11 protein-coding genes are annotated in these 13,875 nt (G+C 71.5%); 3 read left to right on the top strand and 8 right to left on the bottom strand.

Translation table 11 applies throughout. The annotated features are described in order from the left end of the window. Positions 1-212: 212 nt before the first annotated feature. A complete protein-coding gene (locus tag ACFC79_RS10895) occupies positions 213-2,315 on the top strand; it encodes a prolyl oligopeptidase family serine peptidase (protein ID WP_376237956.1) in 2,103 nt (700 codons plus the stop codon). 66 nt (positions 2,316-2,381) lie between these two features. Here the strand turns inward: ACFC79_RS10895 and ACFC79_RS10890 are convergent, their stop codons facing one another. From ACFC79_RS10890 to ACFC79_RS10855, 8 genes are all read right to left on the bottom strand, one after another. Then, entirely contained in the window at positions 2,382-3,398 is a 1,017-nt protein-coding gene (locus ACFC79_RS10890) for an ABC transporter ATP-binding protein (RefSeq protein ID WP_376237954.1), read from the bottom strand. After that, positions 3,395-4,399 carry an ABC transporter ATP-binding protein gene (locus ACFC79_RS10885; protein WP_376237951.1) on the bottom strand — a complete coding sequence of 335 codons (1,005 nt, stop codon included), beginning with the start codon at positions 4,397-4,399 and terminating at the stop codon, positions 3,395-3,397. The genes ACFC79_RS10890 and ACFC79_RS10885 overlap by 4 nt, the downstream gene beginning before the upstream one ends. Next, positions 4,399-5,385 (bottom strand): ABC transporter permease, encoded by a 987-nt coding sequence (locus tag ACFC79_RS10880; protein WP_376237948.1) that lies wholly within the window; start codon positions 5,383-5,385, stop codon positions 4,399-4,401. Before ACFC79_RS10880 ends, ACFC79_RS10885 begins: the two co-directional genes overlap by 1 nt. Next, complete coding sequence (locus ACFC79_RS10875; RefSeq protein ID WP_376237946.1) at positions 5,382-6,332, bottom strand: ABC transporter permease; 951 nt, start codon at positions 6,330-6,332, stop codon at positions 5,382-5,384. The genes ACFC79_RS10880 and ACFC79_RS10875 overlap by 4 nt, the downstream gene beginning before the upstream one ends. A 10-nt stretch (positions 6,333-6,342) precedes the next feature. Next, the gene (locus tag ACFC79_RS10870) at positions 6,343-8,091 is read right to left on the bottom strand and encodes an ABC transporter substrate-binding protein (protein WP_376237943.1); all 1,749 of its coding nucleotides are present in this window, start codon (positions 8,089-8,091) and stop codon (positions 6,343-6,345) included. 173 nt (positions 8,092-8,264) lie between these two features. Then, entirely contained in the window at positions 8,265-8,411 is a 147-nt protein-coding gene (locus ACFC79_RS10865; protein WP_376237940.1) for a hypothetical protein, read from the bottom strand. Positions 8,412-8,757: 346 nt separating this feature from the next. Beyond that, positions 8,758-9,468, bottom strand: coding sequence for a GntR family transcriptional regulator (locus ACFC79_RS10860; protein ID WP_376237938.1), 711 nt, complete (start codon positions 9,466-9,468; stop codon positions 8,758-8,760). Positions 9,469-9,523: 55 nt separating this feature from the next. Then, positions 9,524-10,084 (bottom strand): hypothetical protein, encoded by a 561-nt coding sequence (locus ACFC79_RS10855; RefSeq protein WP_376237935.1) that lies wholly within the window; start codon positions 10,082-10,084, stop codon positions 9,524-9,526. 177 nt (positions 10,085-10,261) lie between these two features. Here ACFC79_RS10855 and ACFC79_RS10850 point away from each other — a divergent pair, with 177 nt between their 5' ends. Both ACFC79_RS10850 and ACFC79_RS10845 read left to right on the top strand, forming a co-directional pair. After that, positions 10,262-11,641, top strand: a complete 1,380-nt coding sequence (locus tag ACFC79_RS10850; RefSeq protein WP_376237932.1) for an aminopeptidase P family protein — start codon at positions 10,262-10,264, stop codon at positions 11,639-11,641. A gap of 1,498 nt (positions 11,642-13,139) precedes the next feature. Next, the gene (locus ACFC79_RS10845; protein WP_376237929.1) at positions 13,140-13,844 is read left to right on the top strand and encodes a GntR family transcriptional regulator; all 705 of its coding nucleotides are present in this window, start codon (positions 13,140-13,142) and stop codon (positions 13,842-13,844) included. Positions 13,845-13,875: the final 31 nt, after the last annotated feature.

Below are 13,875 nucleotides of genomic sequence, written 5' to 3'. Positions count from 1 at the left end.
CGCGGGTCACAGCATTGACGCCGCCCGTCGGCTGGCGATGTTCGACCGGGCCATGGCCCGGATCGCGGGCCGGTTCAAGCGGGTGGAACCGCGTGCCACGGCCCGCTCCCGAGGGCCGCGCCGACCTGATCGTCTGCACCCCACCATGGATTCCCGACCGACCTCCGTCGCCGAGCAAGGCAATGTGGTATTTCACATGTGACACTACGGTCATGGATGATTTCCTCAGACTCTCCGCGAGCACCGCCAGGTTCACCCACGGCGCCCCTCGCGCCTTCTCCTTCGGGGACGACGGCCGCCTCCTCTGGTTCCTGCGCTCAACCGGACCCACGGACCCCGTCGACAGCCTCTGGGTTCTCGACACCGCCACTGGCGACGAGACCCTGCTCGCCGACCCCCGCGCCCTGTGGACCGGGCCGGGCGACCTCCCCGGCCCCCTCCCCCTCGCCGAACGCAGGCTGCGCGAGCGGACCCGGCTCGTCGCCACCGGCATCGGAGGCTACGCCCTCTCCGGTGACGGCCGACGCGCCGTCTTCGCCCTCTACGGACGGCTCTATGGAGTCCAGGCCAATGTCTCCACCGCCTCCGCCCGCGGCCCCGAGGAGATACCCACCGCCGGTCCGGCCGTGGACCCCCGCCCCAACGCCGACGGCTCCCGCACCGCGTACGTCAGCGGCGAGGCCCTCCACGTCGCCCCCGGCGGCCGCGTCAGCCCCGCCGACGGAGCCCGCTGGGGGCTCGCCGAGTTCGCCGCCGCCGAAGAGCTGGGCCGCTCCCGCGGTCACTGGTGGTCCCCCGACGGGGTCACCCTGCTCGCCGCCCGCGTCGACGAATCCGCCCTCCCCCGACGCTGGTTCGCCGACCCGGCGCGCCCGGATCTACCGGGCGAGGACTTCGCGTACCCCGAGGCGGGCGGCCCCAATGCCCGCGTCGAGCTGTGGGTACTGGGCCCGGACGGCGCGCGGACCCGGCTGGAATGGGATGCCGGGACGTACCCGTACGTCTCCGATGCCGGGTGGGAGGCGGCGGACGAGATCCTGCTGACCGTCCAGGACCGGCTCCAGCAGACCGTGCTCCTGCTTTCCGCCGACCCGGCGACCGGCAGGACCCGGGAGCTGTCGCGGACCACGCACCCCCACTGGGTGGATCCGCTCCTCCCCGGCACCCCGGCACGCCTCCCCGACGGACGGATGCTGACCGCAGCCGACACCCCCGGCGGAACCGCCCGCGCCCTCGCGGTGGACGGGGTCCTGCTCACCGGCGACGGCATCCAGGTGCGTGCCGTGGCCGGCGTCCACGAGGGGCAGCTGCTGATCGAGGCCGGGCAGCGCGATCCCGCCGAACAGCAGGTGCTGCTCCTCGACCCCGCCACCGGCGCCCTCACCCCGCTCGCCGACGGGCCCGGGGTGCACAGCGTCCGGGCCGGCTCCGGGAGCCTGCTGCTGACCACCGCCGACGCCGACGGGATCCGGCACACCGTACGCACCGTCGACGGCCGGGAGCTGCGCCCCGCCGACCTGTCGCAGCCGCTGCCGTACCGGGTCGAGCCCGTCCTGGAGCGGGTCACCGAGCACGCCGTCCCCACTGCCCTGGTCCTGCCCCGCGACCACGTCCCCGGCACGCGGCTGCCCGTCCTCATGGACAGCTACGGCGGCCCCGGCATGCAGGACGTCTGCGCCGAGCCGCGCCGCTGGCAGCACCGCCAGTGGTGGGCCGACCAGGGCTTCGCGGTGGTGACCGTGGACAACCGCGGGACCGCGTACGTCTCCCCCGCCCACACCCACGCCATGTACCGGGGCTTCTCCGAGGTCACCCTGGAGGACCAGGTCGCGGCGCTGCACGCGCTGGCCGCCCGCCACCTAGACCTCGACCTCGGCCGGGTCGGCATCCGCGGCTGGTCGTACGGCGGCTACTTGTCTGCGATGGCGGTGCTCCGCCGCCCTGACGTCTTCCACGCCGCCGCGGCCGGGGCCGCGCCGACCGACTTCCGGTACTACGACACGGCGTACACCGAGCGGTACCTGGGCCTGCCCCAGGAGAACCCCGAGGTCTACGAACGGGACTCCCTCATCCCCGACGCCGCCGCGCTGTCGCGGCCGCTGCTGCTGGTCACCGGCCTGGCCGACGACAACGTGCACCCCTCGCACACCCTACGGCTCTCGCAGTCCCTGACCGACGCGGGCCGCCCGCACCAGCTGCTCGCCCTGCCCGGTGTCACCCACATGACCCCGGGCGGGGCCCGGGAGAAGGTGATGGCGCTGGAGCTGGAGTTCTTCCGCCGCGAACTCGGGCCGCAGCGCCCGGGGACGCGGTAACGACGGCAGGGCCCCGGGGACGCCTTCGTCCCCGGGGCCCTGCCTCGTTTCTTCCCGTGATCCCCGTCAGTCACCCGGGAAGTGACACGCCACCTCGCGTGAGGCGGCGAGCTGCAGCAACGGCCGCTCGGTGCGGCAGATCTCCCGCGCCTTGGGGCAACGCGGGTGGAAGGTGCAGCCCGGGGGCGGGGCGGCCGGGCTCGGCGGGTCGCCGAGCAGCACGATCCGCTCCCTGCGTCGTTCCGCCGCCGGGTCGGGCAGGGGTACGGCGGACAACAGCGCTCGTGTGTAGGGGTGCTGGGGGTTCTCGTAGAGGGACTTCTTGTCTCCGATCTCAACGATTCGGCCGAGGTACATGACGGCGACGCGGTCGCTGACCCGCTTGACCACCGAGAGGTCGTGCGCGATGAACACGTAGGCGAGGCCGAGTTCCGCGCGGAGCCGTTCCATCAGGTTGACGATCTGGGCCTGGACGGAGACGTCGAGGGCTGACACCGGCTCGTCGGCCACGATCAGGCGGGGACCGGTGGCCAGCGAGCGGGCGATGCCGATGCGCTGGGCCTGGCCGCCGGAGAACTCGTGCGGGTAGCGGTCGATGTGCTCAGGGATCAGGCCGACCAGCTCCATCAGCTCGGCCGCGCGCCGACGGGCGTCGGCAGCGCTCCGGCCCTGTACCAGCAGCGGGTCGGCAATGATCCGGGCCACGGTCTGGCGGGGGTTGAGGGAGGAGTGCGGGTCCTGGAAGACCATCTGGATGTCGCGGCGCAGCGGCCGCAGGGCCCGCTGCGAGATCCGGCTGATCTCCCGGCCGTCGAAGGCGATCCGGCCCGAGGTGGGCTCCAGGAGCCGTACGAGCATGCGGCCGGTGGTGGACTTCCCGCAGCCGGACTCCCCGACGAGGCCGAGGGTCTGCCCGGCCGCCAGGTCGAAGGAGACCCCGTCGACGGCGCGCACGGGCGCCCCCCGGCGCCCGGTCGCGGTCCGTCTCCCCGGGAAGGTCATGGTGAGATCCCGTACGGACAGCAGGGGTCCGGCGGCCGAGGTGTCCGTCCCGGTGACGGCGGTGGTGGCGGTGGTGGTCATCGGGCAGCCTCCTCGGCGGCCTGGGAGCCGGCGTGGTGGCAGGCCACTGTCCGCGCCGGCCCGTTCGTGTCCCCGTGGGCCAGGAGCTCGGGGCGTACGTCGACACAGGGGCCGGCGGCGCGCGGGCAGCGAGGGGCGAACGCGCAGCCGGGGGCCGGGATGAGCAAGGAGGGCGGGGAGCCGGGAATGGAGGGCAGCGGCACGTCGTCGGCGGTGTCGAGGCGGGGCAGCGAGTCGAGCAGCCCCCGGGTGTAGGGGTGGGCGGGGTCGGCGAACAGGGCGTCGGCCGGGGCCTGTTCGGCGGCCCGGCCGCCGTACATGACCAGCACCTCGTGGGCAACGCGGGCGACGACGCCCAGGTCGTGGGTGATCATGACGACGCCGAGACCGCGCTCCTGCTGGAGGCGGGCGATCAGTTCCAGGATCTGGGCCTGCACGGTGACGTCGAGGGCGGTGGTGGGTTCGTCGGCGATGAGCAGTTCGGGTTCGCAGGCCAGGGCCATGGCGATCATCGCGCGCTGGCGCATGCCACCGGAGAACTGGTGCGGGTACTCCCCGGCGCGGCGGGCGGGTTCGGGGATGCCGACCTCGCCGAGCATGTCGACCGCCCTCCGGCGGGCGGCGGCCCGGCGGGCCTTGAAGTGCACCCGGTAGTGCTCGGCGATCTGCTCGCCGACCGTGTAATAGGGGTGCAGGCTGGACAGTGGGTCCTGGAAGATCATGGCCATGCTGCGGCCGCGGACCCTGGAGAGCTCCCGCTCGGACAGGCCCGTCAGCTCCCGGCCGGACAGCCTTACGGAGCCTGCGACTTCGGCCCCGGTCCGGTGCAGGCCCATGACGGCGAGAGAGGTGACCGACTTGCCGGAGCCGGACTCTCCGACGATGCCGAGGGTGCGGCCGGCCTCGACGGTGAAGCCGAGCGAGTCGACGGCCCGTACGGTGCCGCGCGGAGTGGTGAAGGTGACGCGCAGATCGCGTACCTCCAGGAGCGGAGCGTCCATCAGTACCTCACCCTCGGGTCGACGACGGCGTACAGGAGGTCGACGACGAGGTTGGCGACGACGATGAAGAAGGCGGCGAGCAGGGTGACGCCGAGAACAACGGGCTGGTCGGAGCTGACCAGCGCCCCGTAGAAGAGCCGGCCGATGCCGGGGAGCCCGAAGATGGACTCGGTGATGACGGCTCCGGCCAGCAGCCCGCCGAGGTCGATGCCGAAGATGGTGAGGATCGGGGTCATTCCGGAGCGCAGCCCGTGTTTGACGACGACCGTGCGCTCGGGCATGCCCTTGGCGCGGGCGGTGCGGATGTACGGCTCGGCCATCGCCTCGATCATGGAGCCGCGGCTCTGGCGAGCGTACATGGCCGCGTAGAGCAGGGCGAGCGCGGTCCAGGGCAGCAGCAGGTTGGTCGCCCAGGCGAGCGGGTCGTCGGAGAATGCCTGGTAGGTGGGGTAGGGCAGGAGTCCGGCGACGCGGATGACCCCGTAGATGAGCAGAACGGAGGTGAAGTAGACGGGCAGGGAGGCGGCGGCGACGGCGCCGACCATCAGGGCCTTGTCGGTGACGGTGTCCTTGCGCAGGGCCGCGGTGACGCCGGCGCCGAGGCCGAGGAGGAGCCAGAGGACGGCGGCGCCGAGCGCGAGGGAGGCGGAGACCGGGAGCCGGTCCATGAGCAGGTCCCACACGGGCAGGGAGTTCTCGTACGAATAGCCCAGGCAGGGGAAGTCGCAGGCGACGGCGTACTGGCCGGTGCCGAGGGTGCGACCGGTGAAGATGCCGGTGAGGAAGTCGGCGAACTGCCGCCACAGGGGCTGGTCGAGGCCCAGGTAGGCGCGTACGTCGGCGAGGCGCTCGGCGCTGCAGGTCTTGCCGCAGGCGGCCGCGGCCGGGTCGGAGGGCAGGACGTAGAAGATGAGGAAGGTGACGGCGGCGATGGCGAGGAGCACGCCGGCGAGGGCGAGCAGGCGGCGGGCGAAGTAGAGGATCACGTGCGGCCGCCCCTCGGGTCGAGGATGTCGCGCAGGGCGTCGCCGAGCAGGGTGAAGGCGAGCACGGCGAGGAAGAGGAAGACGCTCGGGATGATGAAGTACATGGGGTCGGTCTCGTAGAAGGCGACGGACTCGGCGATCATCTGGCCCCAGGAGGGGGTGGGCGGGCGCACGCCCACGCCGAGGTAGCTGAGGGCGGCCTCGGTGCTGATCATTCCGGGGATGAGCAGGGTGGTGTAGGCGATGACGGGGCCCGAGACGCCGGGGAGGATGTCGCGCGTCAGGATCCGCCAGGAGCCGGCGCCGCCGACGCGGGCGGCGTCCACGTACTCACGGTTTCTGAGGGAGAGGGTCTGGCCCCGGACGACGCGGGCGACGCCGGGCCAGCCGAAGACGCCGATCACGGCGGTCATGAGGAGGATGCGGTTGACGTCCTTGGCGACGGACAGCATCGCGATCATGAAGATGAGGGACGGGAAGGACATGGTCAGATCCATCAGCCGGGACAGGACGGCGTCGATGCGGCCGCCGAAGTAGCCGGCGACGATCCCCGCGGCGGTTCCGGCAACGACCACGATGGCGGTGGCGGCGAAGGCGATGAGGAGGGAGATCTGGGCGCCGTGGACCACGCGGGCGAACAGGTCGCGGCCGGTGACGGGTTCGACGCCGAGCCAGTGCTCGGGGCTGATCCCGCCGAAGGAGCCGAGGGGCTGGCCGCCGAGGTAGGGGTCGACGGCGGACTTGTCGAACTCCTCGGGGGACCAGCCGCCGAGCGAGCCCAGCCAGGGGGCGGTGACGGCCATCAGGACGAAGAGGAGGACGACGCAGAGGCTGACGCGGACGGCGGGGCGGCGGCGGAGCTCCCGCCGGGCGAGCTGCCAGGGGCTGCTGCCCGGCAGGGCCTCCTTCATCTCGCGGGCTGCGGGGGCGGATGCGGTGGCGGTCATGGCGGGCCCGTCAGCCCTTGCTCTTGGACGGGTCCTTGAGGCCGACCGAGGCGTAGTCGATCGTGCCGGTCCAGACGGGGTGGCCGTAGGCGCCCGCGATGTTGGCGCCGACGAGCAGCGGCTTGCGCTGCAGCAGGACCGGGATGGACGGGGACTTCTTCATGATCTCGGCGTCGAGGTCGATCCATGCCTGGTTGGCCTGCCGGGCGTCGGTCATGGCGTTGATCTCGTCGATCCGCTTCATGGTCGCCTCGTTGCGGAACTGGGCGAGGTTGCCCTGGTTGCCCTTCTCCTTGATGGTGCGTCCGTCGAAGACGAAGGGGATCCAGGTGGAGCCGGAGGGGTAGTCGGGGCACCAGCCGGTGAGCGTCATGTCGGGGGTCGTGGAGAGGTCTCCGATGACGTCGTAGTAGGCGCCCGGGTCGATGGTGTCGACGACGACCTCGACGCCGGCGCGGGCCAGGCCCTGCTGGATGGCTTCGGCCTTGCCCTTGTCGCCGGTGGAGACGGCGAGGGAGACCTTGAGGGTCTTCTTGCCGGCGGCCTTGAGCAGTTCCTTGGCCTTGGCCGGGTCGCCGGAGGGGGCGATCTTCAGGGTGTCGGCCCGCTCGCCGCCGGAGAGGGCCGGGGGCAGGTAGGCGGTGGCCACCTCGTTGAGGGCCGGTCCGCCGCCCGCGGTGACCACGGCCTCCTTGTCGACGGCGTACTGCATGGCCTCGCGGACCTTGGGGTCGTCGAAGGGGGCGCGGGAGTTGTTGAGATGGAGCATCTCGGTGCAGCCCTGGGACTCGGCGAGCATGCGCGCCTTGACATCGGGCTTGGGCAGCACCTTGGGGGCGCTCTCGGGCCGCATGTCGGAGTACTGGACGGCGGAGGCGTCGGCGCCCTCGCTGGCGATGATGCGGTCGTCGATCTGGCCGCCCTTGAGGCCCATGACGACGACGAACTTGTCGGGGTAAGCCTTGCGGACGGTGTCGGTCTTCGGATCCCAGTGCTCGTTGCGGACGAGCACGAGCTTCTTGTCGCGGTCGTACTTCTCGATCTTGTACGGGCCGGAGGAGAAGGGGCGGGCGTCGTACTGGGTGCCCTTCTCCTGGGAGGCGGGCACGGGCGCGAAGGTCGGCAGGGTGGCGGTGGCGGAGAACTCGGCGACGGGCCGCTTGAGTTCGAAGACGATCGTGCGGTCGTCGGGAGTCTTGACCGAGTCGAGGTGCTGCCCCTGGAGGGGGCCCTTGTAGCCTTCGGCGCCGGCCAGGTACTGGGCGGCGTAGTCGGGGCCGCCGGTGAGGTCGGGGGCGAAGGAACGCTCGACGTTGTACTTGATGTCCTGGGCCTTGATCGGTGAGCCGTCCTCGTACTTCACGCCTTCCTTGAGGGTGAAGGTCCAGGTCCGGCCCCCGTCGGAGGGGGTACCGAGGTCGGTGGCGAGGTCGGGGACGAGCTCGCTGCCGCCCTTGCCGGGCTCGGCCTTGAAGGTGACGAGCGTGCGGTAGAGGAGGCGGGTGCCGAAGTCCATGGTCGGCATGACCCAGTTGCGTGCGGGGTCGAGGTGGGAGAAGTCCTGGTTGGACAGGACGGTGAGGGTCCCTCCCTTCACCGGGGTCCCGCCGAGGATCTTGCCCTCGTTGGCGGCGGCGAGGTTGGCGCCTGCGGCGCCGTTGCCCGCAGAGCCCTTCTTGGGGTCGGAGCAGCCCGAGGCGCCGAGTGCGAGTGTCGCCACCAGGGCGGTGGCGAGGGCGAGTTGGGTGCGCTTGGTCATGGGTCACTCCAGTGAAGGGCCGCGCTCTAGGATGTGACCAGTAACATAGTAATGTGAAATTGCACTGCACAAGAGATTCGCACCGCCGTTATCCAGCCGTGCCCAAATCAGCTCGAATCAGGGGTGGCTGGGTGGGCCCGGACAGCGGAACGCCCACCGCCCCGGACGGTGCGTCAGCGCCGGTACCGTGAGGCAGGCGGTCCGCACCGGGCCCGTCGGCCCACGGCGTCCGGGATCGGCTCGGTGTTGCCGCGCCGGAGCGCAGTCCTGGAGCCGGCGGTCAGGCCGAGCACCCGGTCCGACAGCACCATGAAGTCCACGTAGCGCTCCTCGACGCAGTCCGGATACTCCGTCTTGGACGGTGCCCCTCCGGTCGAGGTCGAACTTCGACCGGGTGATGACCACAGCGCAGGTCGTGATCTCCGTGGTACTCGCCATCCGGCGCCCGGTGTCGCCCTCTTGGAGATGAGCCGTCCCCCTGGGCGGGTCACACCCGCGGCGGCGACCGGCGGCCTGGGGCTGCGTGGAGACTGTCAGCAGGGCTCCGGCGACGGCGCGAGCGCGGCGCATCGGCTTCGAAAGCTCTGCTCCCGAATCAGCAGAAGGTTGCCGAAAGGGCGCAGAAACCGAGATGTACGAACCCCTTCGACACAGTCTGCTGATCCGTCACATCCACGAGCCAAGGCCTCCGGTCGGCCGGCCGACCGGCTCGTCGCGACCCTGGGCCCACAGCGAGCGGACGTGGCCGAGGTGGCGCAGCATGCACGCCTCGGCCGCCCCGGGATCACCGGTGAGCATGACGTCGAGCAGCTCGACGTGCTCCTCCGCCGAGGAGACCAACTTGCCGGCCTCGTCAAGGCCGGTCAGACCGTAGAGGCGGGAGCGCTTGCGCAGGTCGCCGACGGTCTCGACGAGGCGGTCGTTGCCCGCGAGGCCGAGCAGGGTGAGGTGGAAGCGCCGGTCCGCCTCCAGATAGCCGATCAGGTTGTGCTCGCGGGCGCTGGTGACGATCTCCTCGGCGATGGGGCGCAGGGCCTCAAGCTGATCCGCCGTGGCGATCTTCGTGATCCGGCCGATGGTGGGGACCTCGATCACCGTGCGCAGTTCGGTGTACTGGTCGAGGTCGCGCTCGCTGACCTCGGTGATGCGGAAACCCTTGTTGCGGACCGGCTCGACCAGGCCCTCCCGCGCGAGGTCGAGCATGGCCTCGCGCACGGGAGTGGCCGAGACGCCGAGTTCGGCGGCGAGACCGGGCGCCGAGTAGACGCTGCCCGGGCGCAGTTCGCCCGCTATCAGGGCCGCGCGGAGGGCATGGCCGACCTGGTCGCGGAGTCGTTCCCGGGCCTTGATGAGACTGCGCTGCTTCAGGTCGCCCATTACTTCCTCCGAGAGCCCTCACCACCCGCCGACGTGCAGGGCCCAGCGTACAATGTCACGTTTCACCGTTGGCCTCGGCGGCCTTGAACAGTGCGACCGCCACGGCAAGATGCTCCCAGGCCGCACCCATGCCCTTGAAGAGCTGTGGACGGCCTCGCGCCCCGCCCGCCGGGATCCTCGCGTACACGATATCGGCGAGGGTGCCCGTGATGCGGCCGGGCCCGATCACCCCCTCCGCCTCCGGGACCAGCAGGTCCCCGGCCTCCCGCAGTACCGCCGCCCGCGACCCCACGTACACCGCCGCTCGTTGCACGAGGGCGGTGTACGCCGGCGCGATGGCGGGCGTCGCCGCGCCCGGGACCTGCCCGGTCGGGGCGGTCCCGCCGGGGGCGGGCGCAGGGGCGTGCTCCTGCGCGGCGGCGAGGCGGTCGACTTCGTCGAAGGGGTTCACGGCTGGGGCCCCGAAGGAGAAGGTGGCGGTCGCCGTGGCTGCGGCCGGGCCGACGACGGTCCCCGATTCCGCGGCCCGCGCGGTGGCCTGCCCGGCGGTGACGAGCAGGGCCACGGCGACGGCGGAGGCGAGGAGAGACGAGCGCACGGCTCCGTGCTTGAACACCGAGAACTCCTGGTTGGAGAAGGGTGAGGTGGAGGGGTTGGGCGCGAGCAACTGCCTTGCGGCACGAACGTTTGACGGGGATTAACACGCCGCGATGTGAGCTGTAACATAGTAATGTGAAATTGCACTGACAATGCCTGTGCGCCCACCAGTTCACGTCTTCTCGAGGGAGCCTCCATGACCGACACCTCCTCCCGTCTCCACACCGGCAGCCACGACCTGCCGGTGTCACCGGAGTTGTCCCGATTCATGGCGGGGAACTGGACCCCGTCCCCGCTGCCGGACACGGCGCGGGTCCCCGGCCACGACCTCACCCCTGCCCGCCGGGCCCGGCTCTCGGCCCGCTTCCCGGGCGAGCGGCTGATCGTTCCGGCCGGTGAGCTGAGGGTCCGCTCCAATGACTGCGACCACCGCTTCCGCCCGCACAGCGCGTACGCGTGGCTGACCGGGCTGACCGGCGAGGACCAGGTGGGCCACGTCCTGGTCATGGAGCCGTCGGGACCGCACGGACACGAGGCGGTCCTCTACCTGCGGCCGCGCTCGCCGCGGACGGACGGGAACGAGGAGTTCTACCGGGACCGCCGCTACGGGGAGTTCTGGGTGGGCCGCCGCCCCGACCTGGCGGAGGCCGAGCGCCTCACCGGCATCCGCTGCGCCCACCTGGACGCACTCGGTTCACCGGTGGGCCGCGACGCCGCCACCGACGTCGAACTGGCTGCCGCCCTGTCCGAGTTGCGCCTGGTCAAGGACACGTGGGAGGTCGGCCAACTGCAGCTGGCCGTCGACCACACGGCTGCCGGTTTCGAGGACGTCGTACGGGCGCTGCCGCGCGCCCTGGGACACCCGCGCGGAGAGCGGTGGATCGAGGGGGTCTTCGGCCTGCGCGCCCGGGCCGAGGGCAACGGCACCGGCTACGACACCATCGCCGCCTCCGGGGCGCACGCGTGCGTCCTGCACTGGATCCGCAACGACGGCCGCCTGAACGGGGAGGACCTGCTGCTCCTGGACGCGGGCGTGGAGACCGACACCCTGTACACGGCCGACATCACGCGCACCCTGCCGCTGTCGGGCCGCTTCTCCCCGGTACAGCGGCAGGTCTACGAACTGGTCCTCGCCGCCCAGGACGCGGGGATGGCCGCCCTGCGCCCCGGGGCGAGCTTCCGCGACTTCCACCGGGCCGGCATGCGGGTGATCGCGGAGGGCCTCGCGGAGTGGGGTGTCCTCAAGAACGCGGAGGGCGACCTGTACCGGCGGTACACGCTGTGCAGCAGTGGTCACATGCTCGGTCTGGACGTCCACGACTGCGCGAAGGCCCGGTCGGAGACCTACCTGGACGGCGTCCTGGAGGAGGGCCAGGTCCTCACGGTGGAGCCCGGCCTCTACCTCCAGCCGGACGACGAGACCCTCCCTGCCGAGCTGCGCGGGATCGGGGTGCGCATCGAGGACGACCTGGTCGTCACGGCGGACGGCGCCCGTCTGATGTCGGGCGCCCTGCCGCGCACGGTCGACGGCATCGAGGAGTGGATGGGGCACCTGCTGGACTCCGCCGCGAGCTGATCCGGGGCCGGGGTCGGGCATGGGAGTCCGGTCCGCAACCGCCTCCCCGGCCGATCGATCACATGATGAAGGCGGGAAGCATCCACGGTCGCCCTTCCACCGGTCATCCGGCCCGGTGGTGGGCAGGCCCGTTGCCGACCGAGGGCCGTGGGACGGGCCACGGCCTCCACGGCGCGAGCTGTTGGTGATCCTCGGCCTGTGAGCCGACGACGGCGGCGAAGACATCAAGTACTGGCGCCGGGTCCTCATTCAGGTCAAAAGCAGAGGCACGAAGACGTCTGTATGGCGGTCCGTGACGGCCTCGTCCGCACGACCGACGCCCATCGAGCCAGTGAACGCGCGCCACCAGACCGCTCGCGCCTGTGGGCACTTACAGGGGCTGGAAGGCCGTCCTCAACGCGTTCGGCGGACGGCTCCCCGCCGCCCGCCGCCGAATCCCCAACAACTCCAAAACACCGTTCGCCGGGCGGGCGTCCAACCTGTGCTCGGCCGAGGGTCCGCCGGCCTACTGGCGGGCCCTCACGTTTGTTCGCTCGGGCAACAGAGCCGCGAATGGGTCCCGGAGCGGTTCGTCAGCCGTGAGCTCAGCGCGGGCAACGGCGGGGCCGTCACCGGCCGACCCCGGGCTGCGGCGCGCGTCACGCTCAGCGCGCTACTTCTCGACCCGCCCCATCGGCTGCCTCCTCGCAACGGCCGCAATGCAGAATCGTGGCTGGGGGCGTCACCAGGAGCATCCGGCCCGGACTCGGATGGCCATGCCTGCTCTCGGAGCTCTCTCACCTGGACACGCAAGCCGGCGGCCCGAGCCCCGTTTCCCGACGGCGTCACGCCGGCGGACCCTCCCTGCTCGGCGGACCTCGATGAGTTCCGGTGGAGCGGCCACTGGTACTGCGTGGTGACGCTCACGCCGCTGAAGTCCTGCTGTCCGGCACCGAGGCCGCGGGGCCGGCTGCGCAGACGCCGGCCTGGGGCACGGTGCCGACGGGGGTGACCCGGCTCTGCGGAGTGAACAGGCCGAACGCGATGAAGAATGCGGCGCCGAGCGCAGGGAGCCTGCGCGCGTTGGCCGTTGATATCCGGGAGGGGCGCATCTGTCGGGGCCTCCGGGGCCGTCGTGGCCGCACGTTGAACAAGCAGCCATTGATGTGTGACATGTGAGTGGCACCTCACACCGCACAGGGAGATCCCGGCCCGGATTACCGTCCGAAGATCTCTGCGTTCGCCCCCCCGATGAACGGCACGGACCCCCCTCCGCCGCACCGCCCCGTACGTCCGACGGCGCCGAAGGGCGGATGACCCGGCTCCTGGACGGCTGACCGACTGTCGGGCAGCGACGTGGCCCGGCGCCATCGCGCGCACCGGACACCGCAGGGACCATGACCCATGCCATTTCCTGGGTACCGCCTGCCGCACCCCGCATCGTCCGTCGAAGGGCGATGCCGGGTTCTGCGCAACGTGACATTGTATAGTGCACCAACAAATCGTTGAAAGGGAATGCATGAGTGGGCTGAAGTCCCGCAAACTCCTCTCCGTGCAGGAGCACCTGCGCGACCGGGTGGCCAACGCCCTGCGCGCTGCGCTGATCTCGGGGGAGCTGCAGCCCGGCGTGATCTACTCGGCGCCCACGCTGGCCGCCGAGTACGGCGTCTCCGCCACGCCCGTGCGCGAAGCGATGCTGGATCTCGCCCGCGAGGGCCTGGTCGAGGCGGTGCGCAACAAGGGGTTCCGCGTCACCGAACTCTCCGACCGCGATTTGGACGAGTACACCGAGATCCGCGCACTCATCGAGGTCCCCACCATCGGCCGCGTGACTCGGTCCGCCTCACGCGAGCAGCTGGAGGCGCTGAGGCCGATGGCCGAGGAGATCGTGGCCGCCGCGGACCGGGGCGACCTGATCGGCTACCTGGAGTCGGACCACAGCTTCCATCTCGGCCTGCTCGCCCTCGCGGGGAACGCCCGCCTCCTTGAGACGGTGGCCGACCTGCGCAAGCGCTCTCGGCTCTACGGGCTCGCCGACCTGTCCCAGGAAGGGGCGCTGGTGGGGTCGGCGCGGGAGCACACGGCACTTCTGGACATCATGATCGCCGGGGATGTGGACGGCGCCGAGGAGCACATGCGCCGCCATCTCGCGCATGTGCGGACCCTGTGGGCGGCGCGGAAGGGGGGAGCCGAGCGCCCGGCCCGCACGCTCGGCTCCCGCTGACGCCGAGGCTCATCCGGCACGACCGGAGGTA

This window comes from Streptomyces sp. NPDC056061 (genome assembly GCF_042266885.1).
Taxonomy (GTDB): Bacteria; Actinomycetota; Actinomycetes; order Streptomycetales; family Streptomycetaceae; genus Streptomyces.
Note: the sequence above shows the minus strand (reverse complement) of the source record. Positions and strands in the feature narration are given on the sequence as shown.

Bases quoted from the DNA above. Each gene is read 5' to 3' on its own strand.
- ACFC79_RS10845 (WP_376237929.1), top strand. From the start codon at position 13,140: ATGAGTGGGCTGAAGTCCCGCAAACTCCTCTCCGTGCAGGAGCACCTG.
- ACFC79_RS10860 (WP_376237938.1), bottom strand. From the start codon at position 9,468: ATGGGCGACCTGAAGCAGCGCAGTCTCATCAAGGCCCGGGAACGACTC.
- ACFC79_RS10885 (WP_376237951.1), bottom strand. From the start codon at position 4,399: ATGGACGCTCCGCTCCTGGAGGTACGCGATCTGCGCGTCACCTTCACC.
- ACFC79_RS10890 (WP_376237954.1), bottom strand. From the start codon at position 3,398: ATGACCACCACCGCCACCACCGCCGTCACCGGGACGGACACCTCGGCC.
- ACFC79_RS10895 (WP_376237956.1), top strand. From the start codon at position 213: ATGGATGATTTCCTCAGACTCTCCGCGAGCACCGCCAGGTTCACCCAC.
- ACFC79_RS10875 (WP_376237946.1), bottom strand. From the start codon at position 6,332: ATGACCGCCACCGCATCCGCCCCCGCAGCCCGCGAGATGAAGGAGGCC.
- ACFC79_RS10870 (WP_376237943.1), bottom strand. From the start codon at position 8,091: ATGACCAAGCGCACCCAACTCGCCCTCGCCACCGCCCTGGTGGCGACA.
- ACFC79_RS10850 (WP_376237932.1), top strand. From the start codon at position 10,262: ATGACCGACACCTCCTCCCGTCTCCACACCGGCAGCCACGACCTGCCG.